Raw genomic sequence first — 19,498 nt, forward strand, 5'->3', positions numbered from 1 at the left:
AAAAAATTTAATTTTTGATCAAAAACCAATTGATAACTATTTTCGTTTAGATTAATATAAACCTACTAAATGAAATTGAGAGTTGTTTGTATTCATGTATGTTTGTCTTTGTCACGGTGTGACCGATAAAAAAATTGAGCAAACCATCGACGATGGTGCTACTACCATGCGCGAGCTAACTAAAGAGCTTAAAGTGGGCAGCCAGTGCGGTAAGTGTTGTTGCTGTACTAAAAAGATCCTCAATCGTAAACTGATTCAAATTGCAGATATAACCGATCAAGTGGCTTAATAGTAATTTATGTAATTGCCCCTATCTAAACGAATTGGTTTAACATTTAAAAATTAAACATAAAAAAAGCAGCCTTAGCTGCTTTTTGTATTTATAACTTTACTTACAGTTGCGATTGTAAGTAGTTTTCAAGCCCAGTATTTTTGATCAGTAGTTGCTGTGTTTCTAGCCAATCAATTTGTTCTTCTTGCTCATTTAAAATGTTGTCGAGCGCTTCACGGCTAATGTAATCTTTTTTACTCTCAGCGAGTTTAATGGCGGCACGAAGCTCGTCTACTGTATCAAGTTCAAAGCTCATGTTAGCAGCAATCATTTCTTCGCTGTTTTCGCCTATACGTAAACGTCCTAAATCTTGAAGGTTCGGTAGGCCTTCTAAAAATAAAATACGCTCAATTAAACGGTCGGCGTTTTTCATTTTTTGTATCGATACTTTGTAATCAGCTTTGTCTAGTTTACTAAAACCAAAATCTTTAAACATGCGTGCATGTAAAAAGTATTGGTTAATACCCACAAGCTCATTAGCAAGTACTTTATTTAGTGCTGCAATAACGTCTTTATCGCCTTTCATAATATAAGTCCTTATTCGCCCATTTGAGCTTGGTGATAGTTTTGAGTGCCAATTTTGTCAATCAGACCCAGTTGTTGCTCTAACCAGTAGACGTGATCTTCTTCGGTATCAAATAATAGCTTTTCTAAAATTTCACGAGATTGATAATCTTGCTGTTGTTCACAGATAGCAATAACCTCTTTAACACACTCAACCACTTCAAGTTCTAAGGTTAAGTCGTTTTGCATCATGCTTTTTACATCGTTACCAATTAACAGGTCACGACGTTTGGTCATGTTTGGTACGCCTTCTAAAAAAAGAATACGCTTGATTAGCCAGTCAGCGTGGTCTTTTTCTTCTTCCATTTCATGGTTAAGACGCTCATAAAGTTTGTTTAAGCCCCAATCGTCGTACATACGAGAATGAATAAAATACTGGTCAATAGCAGCTAATTCGTTAGCTAACAATGTATTGAAGGCGTCGATTACTTTTTGATTACCTTTCATAGCGCTTATCCTAAAAATTCTAATTGTGGCTAGTCTAGTATATAGGCACAGAATTGCAAGTAATTTACTTATAAATCATATGGTTAATATTGAGTTTGATTCTCGTTTAAGTTTGCATTGCTGGTTGATAAATGGACAGGTTGTTATTTGTATTTTAGATCAGCAAGTTAGTTGAGGGTATAAGCGCGTTCATACCGTAAAAGTATGAACGCGTAAGTGATTAAAATTGATAAGTAACACCTACTGTGGCCGTGGTACCTAAACCTTTAATGTTGTATCCGCCATAGGTGTAAGATTGCGCACGGGCTGGGAAGTAGTCTTGGTTAAATAAGTTTTCTACCCCGATAAAACCTTGCCAACTATCTGCAAACTGATACTGACCACTTAAATTAAACACAGTGTAGTTATCGACAGGTCCCTGATCGCCAACATATTTACCATTATCATTAGGCTCAAAGCGCTTTCTATCACCCACATACAAGTAACTTAATGTTAGTGACAGGGTATCCGTAGGCTGCCAGTTAAGGTTTGCTGTGGCTTTTGGTGGACTGATTTGCTTAGAGCCTAAATATATATCTGCTTCAGTATTTTTACCTTCTACATAACTATAAGTTGCCAGTAATTTAAGAGATGGGCTTATGGTGTAGTCTACTAAGGCTTCATAACCCCAAATTTCTTGAGGTGCTCTAACCGGTTCATAAACACCGGTTACTTCATTAAATTTGTTTGTAGTACCAAGCTCAGAGGTGCTTCGATATGCTGCGACTTCTAAACGAACTGCATCAAATTGAGAATTAAAACCAATTTCATAATTATCGATAATTGAAGCTTGTGTTTGAATAAGGCCTATATCATTTACTGTGGCAGAGCGAAGTAGGCGGCCAATATCTGATATATCAGATCCCTGTGAGTAGTTTAAAAAGGGGCTGAATTTTTCATCTAGATTGTATTTAATGCCCACGTTATAGGTCGTAGCATTGTAATCAACCGTGTCGCCTTTTACGCTAATTGGCACAGAGCATTGCGTGGCCGTTTTACATAATTTAAGCGTGCGATAATCATCTACGCTAAGGTCGATATTTTCTTTGCGTACACCGGCCTTTATTATTAAGTCATTAGCAATAACCCACTTAGTTTGTAAAAAGCCCGCGACACTTTTCATGTCCATTTCTGGCACCCAAACACGCCCATCAACCAGCGGTTGTGCAGTTACATCATTTAACGCATCAATTCCGTAAATAAATGACGCTTCAACTGAGTCAAAGTCCACCTGGGTATTAAAAGTTGCTCTGGCGCCTTTTTTTTCTGAACTTATAACTGATTGACCACCTTGATAATTCTCATCAGGATTGGCAAGGTTTGGAGAGAAGAAAAACACATTTTCTATATCTTGCGTATAGAGGTCTAACGTCATTTGTGTGTTTTCAAGCAGTGCGTAGTCGGTGTATTTTAAGGTTATATTTTCGTTGCCTTCTGGCCCTTGTGGTTTACCTTGCTTTTGTAATTCTGACGGCACATGAATGGCGTAGGTTTTTTCTCCTAGGCTCATATCACCAACAACATCGCCTAAGTCGGTTTTTTGTTGTGAACTGAAGTAGTTATAACTAAATTGGAGTTGCTTTTCATCATCAAAGTCATAGCCAAGCTTAGTGAAGTAATTTTGTGTAACGGCATCAGATAAACCATATTGTAAACCGAGAATATCGCCTTGCGAATCGCGTTGTACACCGTTTTCTTCATAGCTTGCAGTTACTAAGTAGCTAAATTTATCTGCACGACCATTCAATGCTGCAGATAACCTTGCGCCTGCGCTTTCTTCAAGTTTTACCGCACTAAAACGACTCGATAAGCTTATTTCACCTTGGGTTTGGCCATCGCTTTGTGCTTGTTTGGTAATATAGTTAATAATTCCGCCTGATGCGCCGTTACCATAAATTGACGTTGCCCCTTTAATGACTTCTATTCGACCTATTGCGCTTGGATCTAAGGTTTTTACCCCTAATGATCCGTTACGCAGTGGCGTTGACTGTGGCACGCCATCAATCATGATCAGTGGGGCACGCCCGCGTAAAGTTTGTCCTGAATTACTTGAGCTTCCAGTATCTGGAGCAAGGCCGGGAACCATTTGTGCTAAAAGGCTTTGTAATTCTGGATTAACTTTTAAATGCGCTTCTATTTGCTTTTGACTAATAATAGTTATGGAAGCAGGGACCTCATCAATACTTTCAAAAACACGACTACCCGAAACAATAACGTGCTCCATTTCTGTTTGATTTAAATTTCTTTGGATCGTTGATTCGTCTGCAATACTGGCGCCACTGACTGTTAATGCTATTAAGCTCAGAGATGTTTTAAACATGCGGGTCCTTCGTTTGAATGGTTTTAGTTGTGTTAATGATGGGCGCAATATTAAGAGTAATTTAAAGTAAACGCAAGGTTAATGATAATTGTTTTTATTTGCATGTATGCTATTGCAAGCTATAGGGGGTCAAATATAACGTTGCGTTAAAATAGATGTTCGTAACGGCAGTTGATTATTGTTAGCAGGCCTTCTGCGTTTTGTTGCACAAGGCATAAAAATAAAGATGTGTTCAGTTTTAATTACAAAGTACTTTGTATAATCAAACTAAGGTGAACAACACTCAATTACGCAGTGTTCAATTGCAAATTCATCATGTAAATAGTGTTTTATGGCATTAAGCTCAATAGGGGTATCTGTTTGCATCACAATTTCACAGTGAGTGGTAGTATCGTCCAGTTGCCACGCTTTTATTGATTTTATTTGCGTAATAGCGAACTGTTGTAGTAATTTTTTGCTTATAAGTTGCTGATCAAAATCAATGGGTGCTGCTTGCATTAAAATGCTGCAGCTGGCTTTCAGTAATAATACGCCATGATAAATAACGTAAAGTGATATTAAAATAGTCGCTATTAAATCAACGACATACCACTGGTATAAAATGATTAAAGTTCCGGCAATAATAACGACTATTGATGCCATTGCATCAGACACATTATGAATAAACGCCGCCTTTATATTCATGTTGTTTTTAGCGCCGGCTTTAAAGGTTAATAACGCAGTGACTAAATCAACGAGTAGCGCCACTGCGGCAACCCATACAATGATCCAGCCATTGATAGGTTGGGGGTTTAAATAACTATTTATGGCTTCAAAAATTAAATAACCACCGATCACTATTAACGTAGTGCTATTAAAAAGGGTTGCTAGTATCTCTGCGCGTTTGTAGCCAAAATGATGGGTTGTATCAGCCTGTTTATTGCCAATTTTTCGGGCAACGAGGGCAATAAAAATAGAAGCCGCATCACTTAGGTTATGTAATGCATCGGCAATTAATGAAAGGCTGCCAGAAAATATGCCACCAACAACTTGCACTGCAGTCAGTAAAACATTTATAAATACGGCAAGGGTGAGCTGTTTATCACTTTGGTTATCATCAACGTGACTATGTGAGTGACCATGACCCATTCTAGTTAAACTCCCTTATTGCTTTACTTTTTACTCATAATGACAACTTTTTACCATTTATAAAAGCGCTGTTTTAATTTGTTTTTTAGATATCGTAATGGCTAAATTTAAATAAGCCCGTGATAGTTACGTATTGAATATAAAAACGATATGCTAGGGTATAAGTAAATGTATTAATGGCTTAAGTTATCATAATTATTTAGGCACTTTTTATTTTAAATTTAATAGGCATAAAAGTCGTTTTGAAGGGTTAATAACAATGAACACAGCAATAGAAATTCGCGATGCACAGCCAAGTGATGCAAAAACAATTCTGCATTTTATTAATGAGCTTGCCATTTACGAAAAAGAGCCAGATGCAGTTAAAACAGATGAACAAGCAATTTTAGATACACTGTTTTGCGACGGCGCAACAGCGCACAGTTTAATTTGTTTACAAGATGATGAACCAATTGGTTTTGCGGTGTATTTTTACAACTACTCTACTTGGTTAGGTAAAAATGGTCTCTATTTAGAAGATTTATATGTTAGCCCAGATAGCCGTGGAAATGGTGCCGGTAAAGCTATCATGAAAGAGCTGGCAAACAGAGCAATAAGCAAAGACTGTGGTCGCTTTGAGTGGGTAGTGCTTGATTGGAATAAACCCGCGATTGATTTTTACAATAGCATGGGCGCTGAGCCACAGAATGAATGGATTATATATCGTTTAACGGGCCAAGCATTGATTGATTTTGCAAACAAAGATTAGTGCCGAATATGGCCAGTAATATACCTAGTTTTTGTTAAGCTAAGCGCTACATAACTTATAAGAGCAATTTATGGTTAATCAGCATTGGCAAAAAGCGCGTCAGAGCCGCGATGTGCGTTTTGATGGGCTTTTTTATGTAGCGGTAAAAACCACAGGTATTTATTGTCGGCCAATTTGCCCCGCGCCCACTGCGCATGAAAAAAATGTAACCTACTATCAGTTTGCGCACTCTGCTGCGCAAGCAGGGTTTAGGCCTTGTATTCGTTGCAGGCCCGATAGCGCACCAGGTAGTGCTGCTTGGCTGGGATCACAAACCACTGCATTGCGTGCTAAGCAGTTAATTGATCAATATCACGAGTGTGATTGTGAAGTACTTGCTGCGCGTTTAGGAATAAGCAGTCGCTATTTAAGGCGGCTTTTTTCTCAATATTTTGGTCTTTCAGTAACTCAATATCGGTTATTTAATCAATGCCATTTTGCAAAAAAATTGATTCAAGAAACCAGCTTACCGCTTACCGAGATAGCGTTTGCTTCCGGCTTTAAAAGTGTGCGACGATTCAATGATGCTTTTTTAAAACAACTTAATATCGCGCCCTCAGCGCTCAGAACCGCCAAGCACTCAACTGATCTTAGGCTCACCTTAATTTTGCCTTTTCGTCCGCCGTATAACTGGCAAGCATTGCATGGGTTTTTAGCAAAACGACTTATAGAGCCAATAGAGTGGTTAACGCCAACCAGTTATGGGCGTACTTTTACTTATGAATCGTGTAGAGGCCGCTTTAATGCTGAATTTATTGCAGATAAACATCATTTTCGGGTGCAAATTGATATAGATAATACGCAATATTTACAGCCAGTTATTAACAACATTCGCCGTGTACTTGATTTAGATGCAGATACTTATTTAATTGAGGCGCATTTAAGCGAACACATTAATAATGCATTTCCACTTACTAAAGGCTTAAGGTTACCGGGTATTTGGTCAACCTTTGAAGCGGGTATTCGCGCTGTGTTAGGTCAGCAGGTGAGTGTAACTGCGGCGCATAATTTAGTGACTCAATTAGTGCAACAGCTTTCGGAGCAACAAGAGGGAAAGGTGTACTTTCCAACACCTGAAGTAGTGGCAGGTAGTGATTTTGCTTTTTTTAAAATGCCGCAGGCACGTAAAAATGCACTGCATAATCTCGCTGAATTTTGTGCTATTCACCCCAAGGAGGATGACTTAGACCAATGGCTTACTTTAAAAGGAATTGGCCCTTGGACGGTTAATTACGCAAAACTGCGCGGTCAAAGCCAACCCGATATTTTACTTGATGGCGATTTAGGGGTTAAAAAAGCCCAAGCGGCAGCAAGCTCGTTTGAATCTGCGAACTGTGCACCATTTCGATCTTACTTAACTTTTCAACTTTGGCAGCAATTATGATAGTGCAAACCAGTTTACCCAGCCCGATTGACGATATTATTATTCAGGCAACTGAAAACGGTATTAGTTATGTGGGGTTTTATCCACCGACCAGTTATACCAGTACGCCTTTAAATAAGGTGACTAATTCACATGTTTTATCTTGTGTGGCGCAGCTTAATGAGTACTTTGCTCATACGCGTACTGAGTTTGATTTAGAGCTTGATACTGGCGGCACGCCATTTCAGCAAAGCGTATGGCAGGCATTACAAAGCGTACCGTTTGCTAAAGTGGCAACCTATAAAGATATTGCCATACAATTAAATAATTCTAAAGCAGTGAGGGCGGTGGGGGCTGCAAATGGCAAAAACCCAATCAGTATTATTGTGCCGTGTCACCGCATCATTGGTGCAAATAAAAAGCTAACTGGTTATGCTGGTGGCTTAGAGCGTAAGCAATGGTTACTAGAGCACGAAGCAAAATAAATAAAATAGCGTTTCCAAATTTGTATTCTCTGCACTTTAGGGTAGCATAAGCGCACTTTTTATTTGAAGGCACGGCCATGGCGCAATTATACTTTTACTACTCTGCAATGAATGCAGGTAAATCAACCACTTTATTACAATCAGCGTTTAATTATAAAGAGCGCGGTATGGAGCCGGTGATCCTCACCGCAGCCATTGACGATAGAGCAGGAGTGGGCAAAGTATCCTCACGTATAGGCCTTCAAGCAGATGCACATATTTATGATGCGGATAAAGACGTATACGAGCTAATTAAATCGCTCAATAGTGATAAAAAACGCCATTGTGTACTCGTGGATGAATGTCAGTTTTTATCTAAAGATCAAGTTATGCAGTTAACCGATGTAGTCGATGAATTAGGTATTCCTGTATTGTGTTACGGCTTAAGAAACGACTTTAGAGGTGAGTTATTTAGCGGCTCGCAATATTTACTTGCTTGGGCTGATAAGTTAATAGAACTTAAAACGGTGTGTCATTGTGGGCGTAAAGCAAATCACGTATTACGTACCGATGAAAATGGCGAGGCTATTGCCGATGGCAATCAAGTAGAAATTGGCGGCAACGACCGTTATGAATCGGTGTGCCGCAAACATTATAAAGCCGCGTTAAATATGGGCCGTTAAGGCTTTAATAAAGGTATCTATATCCGCTTTGGTAATACCTAAATGGGTTACTAGCCTAAGTTGCTTACTTGGGCTAAACACAATGTCCTGTGCTTTTAAATCGGCTGCTAGTTTTGTGATGTTTATGTTGTTATCACACGTAGCGTAAACCATGTTTGTGGTATTACTCATGTTTACGTTAAAACCTGCCACGTTATTTAACTGCTTTGCTAAATAATGTGCATTAGCGTGGTCATCGACTAAACGTTGAGTGTTATTTTCTAAAGCATATTGCCCCGCAGCAGCTAATATACCCGCTTGGCGCATACCGCCGCCAAGCACTTTTCGCCAGCGTCTTGCTTTGGCTATCAATGCTGTTGAACCAAGCAATAATGAACCAACAGGTGCACCTAATCCTTTTGATAAGCAAATAGATACAGAGTCAAAATGTTGGGTTATTTCTTTAATATCAACGTTAAGCTCGGCAGCGGCATTAAAAGCGCGAGCGCCATCTAAATGCAGTGCTAAGTTATGTTGGTTAACAAATTCGCGTGCTTTGAGTAAATAATCAATACCGAGTACTTTACCACCTATGGTGTTTTCAAGGCTTAACAGGCGGGTTTTTGCAAAGTGGCTATCATCGGGTTTAATTGCTGCAGCAATTTTAGTAAAACATAGACTACCATCGGCTTCATTTTCAATAGGCTGTGGCTGAATAGAGCCTAAAACGGCAGCGCCACCGCCTTCAAACTTGTAGTTATGAGCATTTTGGCCACATATATACTCGTCGCCGCGTTCACAATGGGCCATTAATGCAAGCAGATTTGTTTGTGTGCCTGAGCTACAAAAAAGTGCATCTTGCACATTAAAACGTAATCGAGCATAAGCTTCTAATTGGTTTACACTTTCATCATCGCCATAAACGTCGTCGCCGACGGGGGCATGATACATAATATCTCGCATTTTGCTGCACGGTTTTGTTACTGTATCTGAGCGAAAATCTATCATGGGGTGTCCTTAAGTGGCTTTATACTAATTCTTCACAAATTTGTTCTCGGGTGGCTTTATCAAAATAGCTCCATGCAATAAAGCGACTGACTTTTTGCCCTTGTGCCATTTCAACAATTTTAAATTCACTAATAGGCTGTTGTTTTAGCTGTGCTTCTAAGGCTGCTAGAGTTTCTTTTTTAGAAACCAACGAGGTAAACCAAATTACTTGGTCACTGTGAACCCTGCTTTCTTTGATCATGTTAGAAATGAATGCTAACTCACCACCTTCACACCACAGCTCATTACTTTGTCCGCCAAAATTAAGTGCTTGCGAAGGCGCTTTGCCTAAGTTTTTCCATTTACGTTCACTGCCTTTACTGGCTTCTTCTGCACTGGCGTGAAATGGCGGGTTACACATCGTTAAATGATACAAATCTTTCGCATTAATCACCCCTTTAAAAATATGCTCGGGATTTTTTTGTTGTTTAAGCGTTATTTTTAGATTATTGAACTGAGCGAGTTGCTTGGCTATTTTTATTGCTGCAGAGTCTATGTCGCTGCCAGTAAAATGCCATTGGTATTCGCTATTGCCCGTTAGCGGGTAAACTAAGTTAGCGCCAGTGCCTATATCAAGCACTTTAATTTGTCGGCCAGTGGGAATAACCTGCTGGTTATCTTCGCTGAGTAAGTCAGCTAAGTAATGAATATAATCTACTCTACCTGGAATAGGTGGGCATAAGTTATGCTCAGGAATGTCCCAAAAGTTAATGTTGTAATGACTTTTTAATAGCGCCTGATTCAAGGTTTTTACAGCTAAGTTATTACTAAAATCAATACTTTGATTGCCTGCTGGAGTCGTAATTAAAAAAGCAGTTAACGAAGGGGTTTGCGAGGTAAGCAAATTAAAATCGTAACCATTTTTGTGTTGATTGCGCGGATGTAATTTAGAACGAGTTGATTTTGCTTTCATGAGGCTTTTTTAACAACAGGAATAAAAGCCAATAGTAACAAATACAGACAGAAAAAGTGCATAATTTTCCCTTTGGCTTACCAGTTATTACTGGTAGGATGAGTTGTTAGCAATTATAAGGAATTCGCTTTGGCAGTTACTCAAGAGTCTGTTTTTATAAAATTAGGTGACCATCAAACACTGCATTTGCGCCGTATCGCCAACCAGCAGCCAAGTGGGCCTGTGGTGTTATTAATTCATGGTGCGGTAGAAAATGGCAAAATATTTTACACTCATAGCAATAAAGGGTTAGCGCCTTTTTTAGCTGAACAAGGGTATTGTTGCTACGTAGCTGATTTACGCGGGCGTGGTGAAAGTAAACCTGCTATTTGTAAGCAAGCACGGTATGGACAAACTGAGGCGATTGTTGAAGATATTCCGGCATTTATTGAGAAAATTGAACAGTTAGAGAGTAAAAAACCTGACTTTTTAGTTGCTCATTCTTGGGGTGGGGTGTTGCTTAATAGCGTGTTTGCTCGCTTTCCTGAGCTGATAAACGATGTAAAAGCGTGTGCCTATTTTGGTTCAAAGCGTTCGCTATTTAATAACCACCCTAAAAAGTTATTTCAGGCCAATTTGATTTGGTATTTTATGGCACCAATTTTAGCGAAAAAACACGGTTATTTACCGGCAAAACGCTTAAAGTGGGGCAGTGATGATGAAACTCAAAAGTCGCACTATCAAAGTATGCAGTGGGCGAAGCAAAATCCGTGGGTAGACAGTGATGACGGGTTTGATTACGCTAAAACATTAGCAACTCTCACGCTTCCTCCAACGTTACATATTGCGGCAGTAAAAGATAAAGCATTGGCACAGCCTATCGATATTCAAAAGTTTATTGATGAGTCAGGTACTGGGGTGCAAAAAATGCAAATATATGGCCGCCGCTTTGGGCACAAAGTAGATTACGACCATATTAATATGCTTACTCACCCTCAGGCACGCCAAGAACAGTTTATGGATGTGCTTAATTGGTTTGAGGCAACGAGAGCAAACTAAGTAAAGGGGCTTCATAACGCTGCCACTTATCAAGGCTTTTGTTATTTACAGGTTGCCTGATGGCATGTTTACTGAGCGTTGTAACGGCGCTTTTGTTTTTGTAAAAGTCTAAACAAGTGTGTTCAAATTCGCAGCCAGTAAAACTCAATAGTGCGGTTAATTGATCTTTAGGATTTTCAATTAACTGCTCGTAACTTAAATTATAAATAGCTAAGCGGTTAAATTGCTGCCAATGGCTCATCAGTTTTTCATAAAGCTGATGATACAAAGCAAATTCATTTAAATCACAAAAATAGGGTTCGTTTTCAGCAAAGTAATTAGTAAACACTGAAAATGCGGTTGCATGAAAGTTGCGGGTCAGGTTTATAAACTTAGCATCTGGGAATAAAATATAAATTAACCCTAAGTTTTGGTAGTTGCTAGGCAGTTTATTGATAACAAATGCGCAATTGCCCTCAAAAGAGCTTAACGTATCTAAATAAATAGCTCTGGCTTGGTTAATTAAAGGCATTGTTAGCTTAGTTAAGCATTGAGGGTAGCGTAACCCTGTTTTATGTTCTAAAAAGGCGACTACCTTATTACTAATACTGGAGTCTTCTCCAAGCGTTGCCCATTGACTGTGCCCTGCTAACATTTGTTCTAGTAGGGTTGAGCCGCTTCGTGGCATGCCAATAATAAACACAGGTGTGACAGGATACTGCTTATTTAGTTTTGCTAAATTGAGCACACTTTCATTGTTATATTCAATAAGTTGATCATAAAACCCAATTAAATCTTCAGTATTAAATTCACTGAGTTTGTGTTGTTGCTGATTGGCAATCACAAAATAGTTAAACGCTTGATCAGTATCGTCTAACTTGTCGTAACTTTTAGCTAAAGCATAGTAGCAGACCATTTTTAAACGTAGGTTATTTGTTTGCGTTAAAAAATGGTGTAACTGATCAATGTAATTATTTGCTTTATTAAAGCGCCCTAATTGTACCAATTCAAATAAAACATAAGCCGTAACCGGTGCTATCCCAAGCTTTAATGCCTCCTCAAATGTGGCCTGCGCTTTATCAAGCTCGCCAAAATTTAAATAATGCTGAGCTAAATAATAGTGGGTGTCTGGGTTGTCTGCGGCAATGCTTGTTGCGTACTCGAGTACTTTTTGCGCGTCCTCAGGGGAGTTGACCGCATTAAATGCATCACTTAATGCATACAAAGGTTCTAATACATAAGGGAGGTGCTGACACGCTCGTTGTAGTATATACACAGCGGCATCAAATTGTTCTAAACGCAGTGCTACTTTACCTAGGCCAAACAGGGCGTCACCATTGTCAGGCTCTGCTTGTAATAGCGTTTTGTAATGAAACTCAGCTTCTCTAAGCTTGTTTTGTGACAATAACTCATTCGCTTTTTTTAGTAGCATAATACAACTAATATTCTTTTTATTTAATATAACCCCAAAGCCACAAAAAATGCGAGTGTAAAAGTCATTTTAAATGGGTTTATAGAGGGTAATAAAAAGGCGAAATGCATTACACATTTCGCCTTTGATTATCATTAACACATTTTAGAAAGTATAGGTTGCTTTAGCGTAGTAAAAGCCACCATTAATTCCGTATGGAGATGTTTCGTAATACTTACCACCCCAGTTGTTATTTGGTGCTACGGTGAAATCAAGTTTCTCTGCTTCTTGATCCAGTAGGTTTTGTGCACCGACTGAGAAACTAATTGAGTCATTCATGAAGTAAGTTACTTCAACATCTAATGTGACTGCTGCATCAGCCATTTTAGCCGTTTCATCATAATCTACGTGAACGCCTTGGTACTCACCAAAGTAGTTAAGACGAGAAAATGCTGAAAAGCTTTCCCATTGTTGTGCCCAGCTCAGTGTTGCACGGTGATTAGGTAAGTCATTTTCAAGACGACTTACTTTAAATGCTCCGGTAATATCACTTGAGCGTGTTACTTCTGTTTCATTCCAGTTGTAAGCTAAGCTGAATGTAGAGCTACCACTGAACAACTCAGCCGAGTAGTTAGCAACTAAGTCAACACCTTGAGTAGTGGTATCAAAGTCATTGGTAAAGAAACTAACTTGCGCTAAGTTTTGTACGTTAGGTACACCGGCAGCTTCGAGCGTGTCTTTATCTGCTTGGCTAAGTTCGATTTTATCTGACTGACTAATACGATCATCTACTTGGATGTTGTAGTAATCAACTGTTAAGAATAAATCGCCAATGGTGTATACCGCACCAAAGGTGTAGCTTTGCGATTCTTCAGGTTCAAGTTCAGTACCACCTAGTTGAATAGCAATTGGGTTTGTAGGTGGTAACAATGCTGAATCTACCAGTACACCACTGCTTAAGTTAGTTTGTACGTTACTAACATTTGCTTGGCCTACGGTAGGCGCACGGAAACCGGTGCTAATTGAGCCTCGAACGTTTAGATCTTCAGTAATGTGGTATTGACCCATTAACTTATAGTTAGTGGTTGAACCAAAGGTATCGTAATCTTCGTAGCGAAGCGCTAAGCCCATTAAGAACTCTTCAGTAAATGGCGCTTCAATATCAATGTAAGCTGCATAGTTGCGACGGTCGTATTCGCCTGCATCTGATGGTTTAAATCCAGGGAAACCGTTAGAGCCAATACCAAAACCTTGATCAGTTAATGGGCCGGCAATAAATGAAGCTTCATCGCCTGCTACTACGGTAAAGGTTTCTTCATGCCACTCTAAACCACCGGCAATGTTTACATCGTAAGCTAAGTCAAAGTCAAAACCCTTTGAAATATCAAAATTAAAGTTTTTCTCTAATTGTTCATATTTACCTGGGCTAAAATCACGCGGAGTATCTGGACCCAATGAAGCATTGATTGTGTCGTATATAAAGTAGCGAGATTCGTTGTAACCTACAGTACCGCTTAAATCATAGTAAGCGCCTTCTAAAAAGCCGCCAGTAAACTCACCTTTAGTACCAATAGTGAGTGACGTATCTGTAATATTACCACCAAAGTTTGGTGTAAAACCGCCCGGAAGCATTTCGTTAAATGCGAAACAATCAGGGTTGTTTGCTACACCATTAATGTAGTCAGGGTTATCAAGAACGTTGTCATCAATCATAATGGTTGGACAGTTACCGCTCATATCACCGGTTAAGTCACCAACAAGAAGTGTTTCGCCACCATCGTTTGAGTATGCACCAGGGCGAGTATGCGGGTTACGGTAATAAAAACCACCGCGTACATCACGCTCTGAGTAGTTACCAAACATATAAAATTGAGAGTCGTTAGTTAGCTCTAAACCAACATTACCAAAGATAGAGATGTCGTCATCTACCTCAGGTGCACCCCATACTTGGGTGATTGGGGCAATGTCTGGAACGCCTGCAGCATCAAGTGCTGTGGCATCGGCTCTTTGTACAGAACGGCTGGTCGCATCGGCTGTTTTGTACTGAAAACTTAAATTTGCAAAACCGCTATCGGTAAATGGTAAGCCCACATTACCTGAAATTTGGGTTGTATCACCATCTCCTTCGTAATATTGGCCTTTACGAACTTCGAATGACCCGCCTTCTGATGCATCTTTAAGTTGGAAGTTTAAAACCCCAGCAATCGCATCAGAACCATATTGTGCAGCAGCACCATCGCGAAGTACTTCTACTTGTTTCAGTGCAATACTTGGAATAACTGAAATGTCGGCACCTTGAGCACCATCATTAATACCACCACCTAAAAAGGCAATAACAGAGGCACGATGACGACGTTTACCGTTAAGTAAAATTAGTGTGCTATCAGAAGGAAGTCCGCGCAAGTTTGCAGGGCGTACTAATGAAGCGGCATCACTGATTGGCATTGAGTGAACGTTTAAAGAAGGAATAGCCCCTTTTAACAGCTCTAGCATATCTGTGTTGCCTGACTTGCTAAGCTCTTCGCCACCGATAATGTCGATAGGAACAGGTGAGTCACCAATAGAGCGAGGCGCAGAGCGGGTACCAACTACGGCAATTTTTTCTACGTTTTTGTTTACTTTAACTTCGGTTTGCTCTTCTTGAGCAATTGCTGAACCAGAAACAAACAAGCCTGCGGCTGTTGTTGCTAGAGCAAATTTGATCGCCTGTTGAAGCGCATTGCTTTTTAATTTCATTCTAAATATCCCCAGTTAGAATTGATTTGTATAGTCTATTTACTGACTTATTTTTGTGGACATTTCACATTCAATGGGGAGCAAATATAGCTAACTCACTCCTAAAAGCTTAATTAATTAAGCGCACCTCCTGTGAGTCCTCGAAATAGACTATAGATAAAAAAACTAAAGAGGGCAATGGCTAATTAACTACTATTTAACAAGTGGAAACAAATGGTTTATCTAAAAATAACGCAGAGTTAATCACAACTAGGGCGAGAAAAGGGGGTAAAAACAGACATTGATACATAATTACTAACTAAATAAGCTATTTTAGTTATTTTCTATTATTGAATTAAATTGACTTACTGTTGATATTTTCACCATGGTGTTTTTTCCACGCAGCCAGCTTTTCTTTATATTCATCCCACACGCAAGGGCAGCAACTGCCGCCGCCACAGCACTCATCAGATTTTGGTCTTTCGGGTTTAGTACTAGGGATGTTTTTTTGCATTTTTTTATTACAAAAGTGGAAAAAAGGACGCTTAGAATAAATGATTGAATAAAGCGTGTAAATTATTCTTTGTGAACTTAGAACGCTGTGTGAGAATACAGGCTATGCGATTATATAAAGTCATTCATCGTGCACCCTGGCGGGTTGCTAAAATAAGTAAAAAGCGACAACAACTACGCTTTCGTCGTGCTATGGTCGCGCTTAAAATAGCCCTTGCTCAGGAAAAGCAAGAAACCAAAGAAATGCTAATAACTTATAGGCGTTATACCCAAGGGCAAACAAACAAAGCAGAACTAAAACGCGCCAACGAGCAGTTTGTAGATATATTAAAAGGATTAGGACTAGGCGTTTTTGCGTTATTGCCGTTTGCACCATTAACTATTCCACTGGTTGTTAAACTAGGGCAGTTAGTGGGTGTTGATGTATTACCGAGTTCTTTTAGTATGAATAAGCCTATTAAAGAAATTGATCAACAGATTGCTCAACAAAGCCAACAGCAAGACTCAACTCCCTCAAAGAAGAAGTAAGCTAGCAGAACATAATTAGCTATACCTTTTAATAGTGCTTATTGTTATGCTAGGACATCATTTTCTATTATGTGAGTCATTAATGAGCGCTTTACTTCGTCATACCTCTTCAGGAATTCCTCTATCTTTTATTGTTAAAAATGAATTAACAGACTGGCTTACTCAGCAACCAAGCTTTGTGCGGCAGTGGCTTGCAAATACCGATTTTGAAAAGTCAGGACTTGCGTTAATACCAAACGCAGAAACCGGTGAATTAAGCCAAGTATTTTGTATTATGCAACGAGTCGATGATTTTTGGGCTGCTGGCGAGCTTGCGAGTAAATTACCTACAGGCTGCTATCAAATTCAGGGTGATGAGTCTTTAGTTTCTCAACTTGCTTTAGGCTTTGTGTTAGGTGGTTATGAGTTCAGTGAGTATAAACAAAAAGCCACAGCAAAAGCTCAGCTTGGCATTGCCGATAAAACATTATATGAACAAGTAAAACAACAAGCAGATGCAATTAATCTAGCTCGCGACTTAGTTAATACCCCAGCTGCCGATATGATGCCGCAGCACTTATCACAGGTAATGAGCGATTTAGCTGATACATTCGACGGCGAGTTTACCCAATGGGTTGGCGATGAGTTATTAGAACAAAATTATCCAACTATTCATATGGTAGGCCGTGCAAGTGAAAACAAACCGCGTTTACTCGATTTGAAGTGGGGGGCGGTTGATGCGCCACAAATTACATTAGTCGGTAAAGGTGTATGTTTTGACTCAGGTGGGCTAGATTTAAAACCAAGTTCAGGCATGCGTAACATGAAAAAAGACATGGGTGGGGCTGCGCATGTTATCGCCTTGGCTCAATTAATCATGGCTGCTAACTTACCAATACGTCTTCGTGTTTTAGTACCTGCGGTTGAAAATGCTGTTTCGCGTAATGCATTTCGCCCTGGCGATGTAATAAAAACCCGTAAAGGTATTATGGTCGAAATAGATAATACTGATGCAGAAGGACGACTAGTTCTGTGTGATGCTTTGAGCGAAGCACAAAACGATGAGCCTGAATTAATTATTGATTTTGCTACCTTAACTGGTGCGTGCCGTGTTGCTTTAGGGACAGAGCTGCCAGGCTTCTTCTCAACGGAACGTGATGTCGCTAATGCGATTATGGATTCGGGGATGCAAGTTAACGACCCTGTTTGGCAATTACCGTTATTCGAGCAATACACCCCATTTTTGAAAAGCGATGTGGCTGATATGACTAACTGTTCAAGTACGCCATTTGGTGGCGCAATAACCGCTGCGCTTTATTTGAAAGAATTTGTAGAGCCAAACACACCATGGGTTCATTTTGATGTAATGGCATGGAACTTACGAGCATTACCAGGGCGCCCTGCAGGTGGTGAAGCTCTGGGCATTCGTGCAGTATTTACTTACCTACAAAATCGATTTAACTAACCTAACTAGGGTTAACTAAATCAAACATACCTTGCCTTGAGTTATTTGATGTTAAAGCGCATATAACTCAAGGGGTAAACCATCTAGATCGGCAAAAAAGGTGAATTTTTTGCCGGTAGTTTCATCCACTCTTATTTCTTCTACGTCGATTCCATGCGACTCTAAATACGTTTTACTGTTTTCTACACTACTAACCTTAAATGCTAAATGTCTAAGTCCTTGTGCTTCGGGGTAGCTTGGTCTACTCGGCGCATCGTTAAACGAAAATAATTCTAACTGACTGCCATCAGGTAAAGCTAAATCGAGTTTGTAAGACTGACGCTCTGCTCGATAATGCTCATTAATAATCGTGAGTTTTAATATTTCACTATAAAAATGTTTAGAGCGTGGGTAGTTGCTACAAATGATGGCTACATGATGAATGCCTAGTAGTTGCATATATTTTCCTTAAAAAACAAAAAAGCGCACTGAAAGCAGTGCGCTGTTTATCAATACATATTTGCTTGGTGTAATGTTAGCTTTTAGCTAGGCTCTGCGTCTTTACACGCTTTTACAGCTGGTGCAACAAGCTCTAAACCTGTTTTATCACACGGTGGAAGTTTAGCATCGCTAACAGCAATGGGGGTTACTCGCTCGCCCCATTTGATATAACTTGCCGCCCACGTTAGGCCTGCTCCAAATGCAGCCGACATAATATTGGCATGCGGCTTAATTAAACCTTGCTCAACGGCCTCACACAGCGCAATGGCAATCGTTGCAGCAGAGGTATTACCGTATTCGCCAATGTTAACCATTACTTTACTGTCTTCAACCTTTAAACGGTTTTGAATTGCTTGAATAATGCGTAAGTTAGCTTGATGCGGAACTAGTACATCGATATCGTCTAACTTAAGGTTGGCTTGTTCAAGCACGTCGTCACAGGCTTCACTCATGCCTTTAACGGCACGTTTAAATATTTCACGGCCTTCAAATAAAAGGTCTGATGGGCCAATTGGCTCATATTTATTTAAATCACTGCCAAAATTAGTAATGTGTAAAATATCACGATCTTCGCTGTCACAGCCGGTTTTAGTTCCTAATAAGCCTGCAGGTGTTTCTGCTGCTTCAAGCACAACGGCACCGGCACCATCACCAAATAATACTGCGCTATCGCGTCGTGCCCAGTTTACGTACCACGTCATGCGCTCAGCGGCAATAACTACGGCTTTTTTGATCATACCGGCTTGAATTTGCGCTGTCGCAGCTTGTAAAGCATATAAAAAACCAGAACATGCTGCATTGGTGTCCATGGCTGCAGCGCCAGTGGCGCCAATATTTTTTTGTACTAATGAGGCAGTGTTTGCAACTACTGTTGAGGGGGTGCACGTTGCTAAAATAACTAAATCGATATCTTTTGCATCTACGCCAGCGCAAGCAATAGCATGTTTTGCAGCCACACTAGCAAGCTCGGCAGTACTTACATGGCTAACTCTACGGGCTTTGATACCGGTACGCGTGGTGATCCACTCATCGGTGGTATCTACAATTTCACTTATTTCGTCGTTGCTGATGCTGGCTGGTGGAATGCATTTGCCCCAACCAGTGATATGTGCGTAAGGCATAGTGTGCTCTCTTAAAAGTGGTATGACGTGTTCGTCTTATGAATACGTTATAACAAAAATTAGCTATTAACTCTAGTTTATAGCAGCTATAGAGCTGTAATTACTGCTATTTTACCAATTGTTTGTTGTATTTTTAGTGAAAGGTTAATTGTAAGTTTTTACTTTGTAAATTAAATGAGTGTTTAGCTTAGGTGCTTTTTATAA

19 protein-coding genes are annotated in these 19,498 nt (G+C 39.7%); 8 read left to right on the plus strand and 11 right to left on the minus strand.

Annotated elements, in window-relative coordinates:
- The first annotated feature begins 94 nt into the window (after positions 1-94).
- Positions 95-289, plus strand: coding sequence for a (2Fe-2S)-binding protein (locus PUND_RS16925; RefSeq protein ID WP_010389142.1), 195 nt, complete (start codon positions 95-97; stop codon positions 287-289).
- Positions 290-392: 103 nt separating this feature from the next.
- On the opposite strand, the gene bfr (PUND_RS16930) is transcribed toward PUND_RS16925, so the two are convergent.
- From bfr (PUND_RS16930) to PUND_RS16945, 4 genes are all read right to left on the minus strand, one after another.
- The gene (bfr, locus tag PUND_RS16930) at positions 393-857 is read right to left on the minus strand and encodes a bacterioferritin (RefSeq protein WP_008112262.1); all 465 of its coding nucleotides are present in this window, start codon (positions 855-857) and stop codon (positions 393-395) included.
- Between the two features lie 11 nt (positions 858-868).
- Complete coding sequence (gene bfr / locus PUND_RS16935) at positions 869-1,342, minus strand: bacterioferritin (RefSeq protein ID WP_008466858.1); 474 nt, start codon at positions 1,340-1,342, stop codon at positions 869-871.
- A gap of 220 nt (positions 1,343-1,562) precedes the next feature.
- A complete protein-coding gene (locus PUND_RS16940) occupies positions 1,563-3,701 on the minus strand; it encodes a TonB-dependent receptor (protein WP_010389140.1) in 2,139 nt (712 codons plus the stop codon).
- Positions 3,702-3,968: 267 nt separating this feature from the next.
- Positions 3,969-4,829, minus strand: coding sequence for a cation diffusion facilitator family transporter (locus PUND_RS16945; RefSeq protein ID WP_010389139.1), 861 nt, complete (start codon positions 4,827-4,829; stop codon positions 3,969-3,971).
- Between the two features lie 259 nt (positions 4,830-5,088).
- On the opposite strand from PUND_RS16945, the gene PUND_RS16950 reads away from it, so the two are divergent.
- From PUND_RS16950 to PUND_RS16965, 4 genes are all read left to right on the plus strand, one after another.
- Positions 5,089-5,577, plus strand: a complete 489-nt coding sequence (locus PUND_RS16950) for a GNAT family N-acetyltransferase (RefSeq protein WP_010389137.1) — start codon at positions 5,089-5,091, stop codon at positions 5,575-5,577.
- 70 nt (positions 5,578-5,647) lie between these two features.
- Entirely contained in the window at positions 5,648-7,000 is a 1,353-nt protein-coding gene (locus tag PUND_RS16955) for a DNA-3-methyladenine glycosylase 2 family protein (RefSeq protein ID WP_010389134.1), read from the plus strand.
- A complete protein-coding gene (locus tag PUND_RS16960; RefSeq protein ID WP_010389133.1) occupies positions 6,997-7,464 on the plus strand; it encodes a methylated-DNA--[protein]-cysteine S-methyltransferase in 468 nt (155 codons plus the stop codon). Before PUND_RS16955 ends, PUND_RS16960 begins: the two co-directional genes overlap by 4 nt.
- 77 nt (positions 7,465-7,541) lie before the next feature.
- Positions 7,542-8,126 carry a thymidine kinase gene (locus tag PUND_RS16965; protein ID WP_008112278.1) on the plus strand — a complete coding sequence of 195 codons (585 nt, stop codon included), beginning with the start codon at positions 7,542-7,544 and terminating at the stop codon, positions 8,124-8,126.
- On the opposite strand, the gene ltaE is transcribed toward PUND_RS16965, so the two are convergent.
- Both ltaE and rlmF read right to left on the minus strand, forming a co-directional pair.
- Positions 8,109-9,113: a low-specificity L-threonine aldolase gene (gene ltaE, locus PUND_RS16970; RefSeq protein ID WP_010389132.1), complete on the minus strand. Its 1,005-nt coding sequence runs from the start codon at positions 9,111-9,113 to the stop codon at positions 8,109-8,111. The two genes, PUND_RS16965 and ltaE, sit on opposite strands and share 18 nt — an antisense overlap.
- A 19-nt stretch (positions 9,114-9,132) precedes the next feature.
- Complete coding sequence (rlmF, locus tag PUND_RS16975; RefSeq protein ID WP_010389131.1) at positions 9,133-10,065, minus strand: 23S rRNA (adenine(1618)-N(6))-methyltransferase RlmF; 933 nt, start codon at positions 10,063-10,065, stop codon at positions 9,133-9,135.
- Positions 10,066-10,194: 129 nt separating this feature from the next.
- On the opposite strand from rlmF, the gene PUND_RS16980 reads away from it, so the two are divergent.
- Complete coding sequence (locus PUND_RS16980; RefSeq protein WP_010389130.1) at positions 10,195-11,103, plus strand: alpha/beta fold hydrolase; 909 nt, start codon at positions 10,195-10,197, stop codon at positions 11,101-11,103.
- Here PUND_RS16980 and PUND_RS16985 read toward each other — a convergent pair.
- From PUND_RS16985 to PUND_RS16995, 3 genes are all read right to left on the minus strand, one after another.
- Positions 11,072-12,514: a tetratricopeptide repeat-containing sulfotransferase family protein gene (locus PUND_RS16985; protein ID WP_010389129.1), complete on the minus strand. Its 1,443-nt coding sequence runs from the start codon at positions 12,512-12,514 to the stop codon at positions 11,072-11,074. The two genes, PUND_RS16980 and PUND_RS16985, sit on opposite strands and share 32 nt — an antisense overlap.
- Positions 12,515-12,658: 144 nt before the next feature.
- The gene (locus tag PUND_RS16990; RefSeq protein WP_010389128.1) at positions 12,659-15,229 is read right to left on the minus strand and encodes a TonB-dependent receptor plug domain-containing protein; all 2,571 of its coding nucleotides are present in this window, start codon (positions 15,227-15,229) and stop codon (positions 12,659-12,661) included.
- 334 nt (positions 15,230-15,563) lie between these two features.
- Complete coding sequence (locus tag PUND_RS16995; RefSeq protein WP_010389126.1) at positions 15,564-15,722, minus strand: oxidoreductase-like domain-containing protein; 159 nt, start codon at positions 15,720-15,722, stop codon at positions 15,564-15,566.
- A 104-nt stretch (positions 15,723-15,826) separates the two neighbouring features.
- Between PUND_RS16995 and PUND_RS17000 the strand changes: the two genes are divergently transcribed.
- Complete coding sequence (locus PUND_RS17000) at positions 15,827-16,249, plus strand: hypothetical protein (RefSeq protein WP_010389125.1); 423 nt, start codon at positions 15,827-15,829, stop codon at positions 16,247-16,249.
- Between the two features lie 82 nt (positions 16,250-16,331).
- Positions 16,332-17,693, plus strand: coding sequence for a leucyl aminopeptidase family protein (locus tag PUND_RS17005; RefSeq protein ID WP_010389124.1), 1,362 nt, complete (start codon positions 16,332-16,334; stop codon positions 17,691-17,693).
- A 51-nt stretch (positions 17,694-17,744) separates the two neighbouring features.
- Here PUND_RS17005 and gloA2 read toward each other — a convergent pair whose 3' ends face one another.
- Positions 17,745-18,131, minus strand: a complete 387-nt coding sequence (gloA2, locus tag PUND_RS17010) for an SMU1112c/YaeR family gloxylase I-like metalloprotein (RefSeq protein WP_010389123.1) — start codon at positions 18,129-18,131, stop codon at positions 17,745-17,747.
- Positions 18,132-18,214: 83 nt separating this feature from the next.
- Positions 18,215-19,294, minus strand: coding sequence for a ketoacyl-ACP synthase III (locus PUND_RS17015; RefSeq protein WP_010389122.1), 1,080 nt, complete (start codon positions 19,292-19,294; stop codon positions 18,215-18,217).
- Positions 19,295-19,498: the final 204 nt, after the last annotated feature.

The sequence above is a fragment of the Pseudoalteromonas undina genome, assembly GCF_000238275.3.
Taxonomy (GTDB): domain Bacteria; phylum Pseudomonadota; class Gammaproteobacteria; order Enterobacterales; family Alteromonadaceae; genus Pseudoalteromonas; species Pseudoalteromonas undina.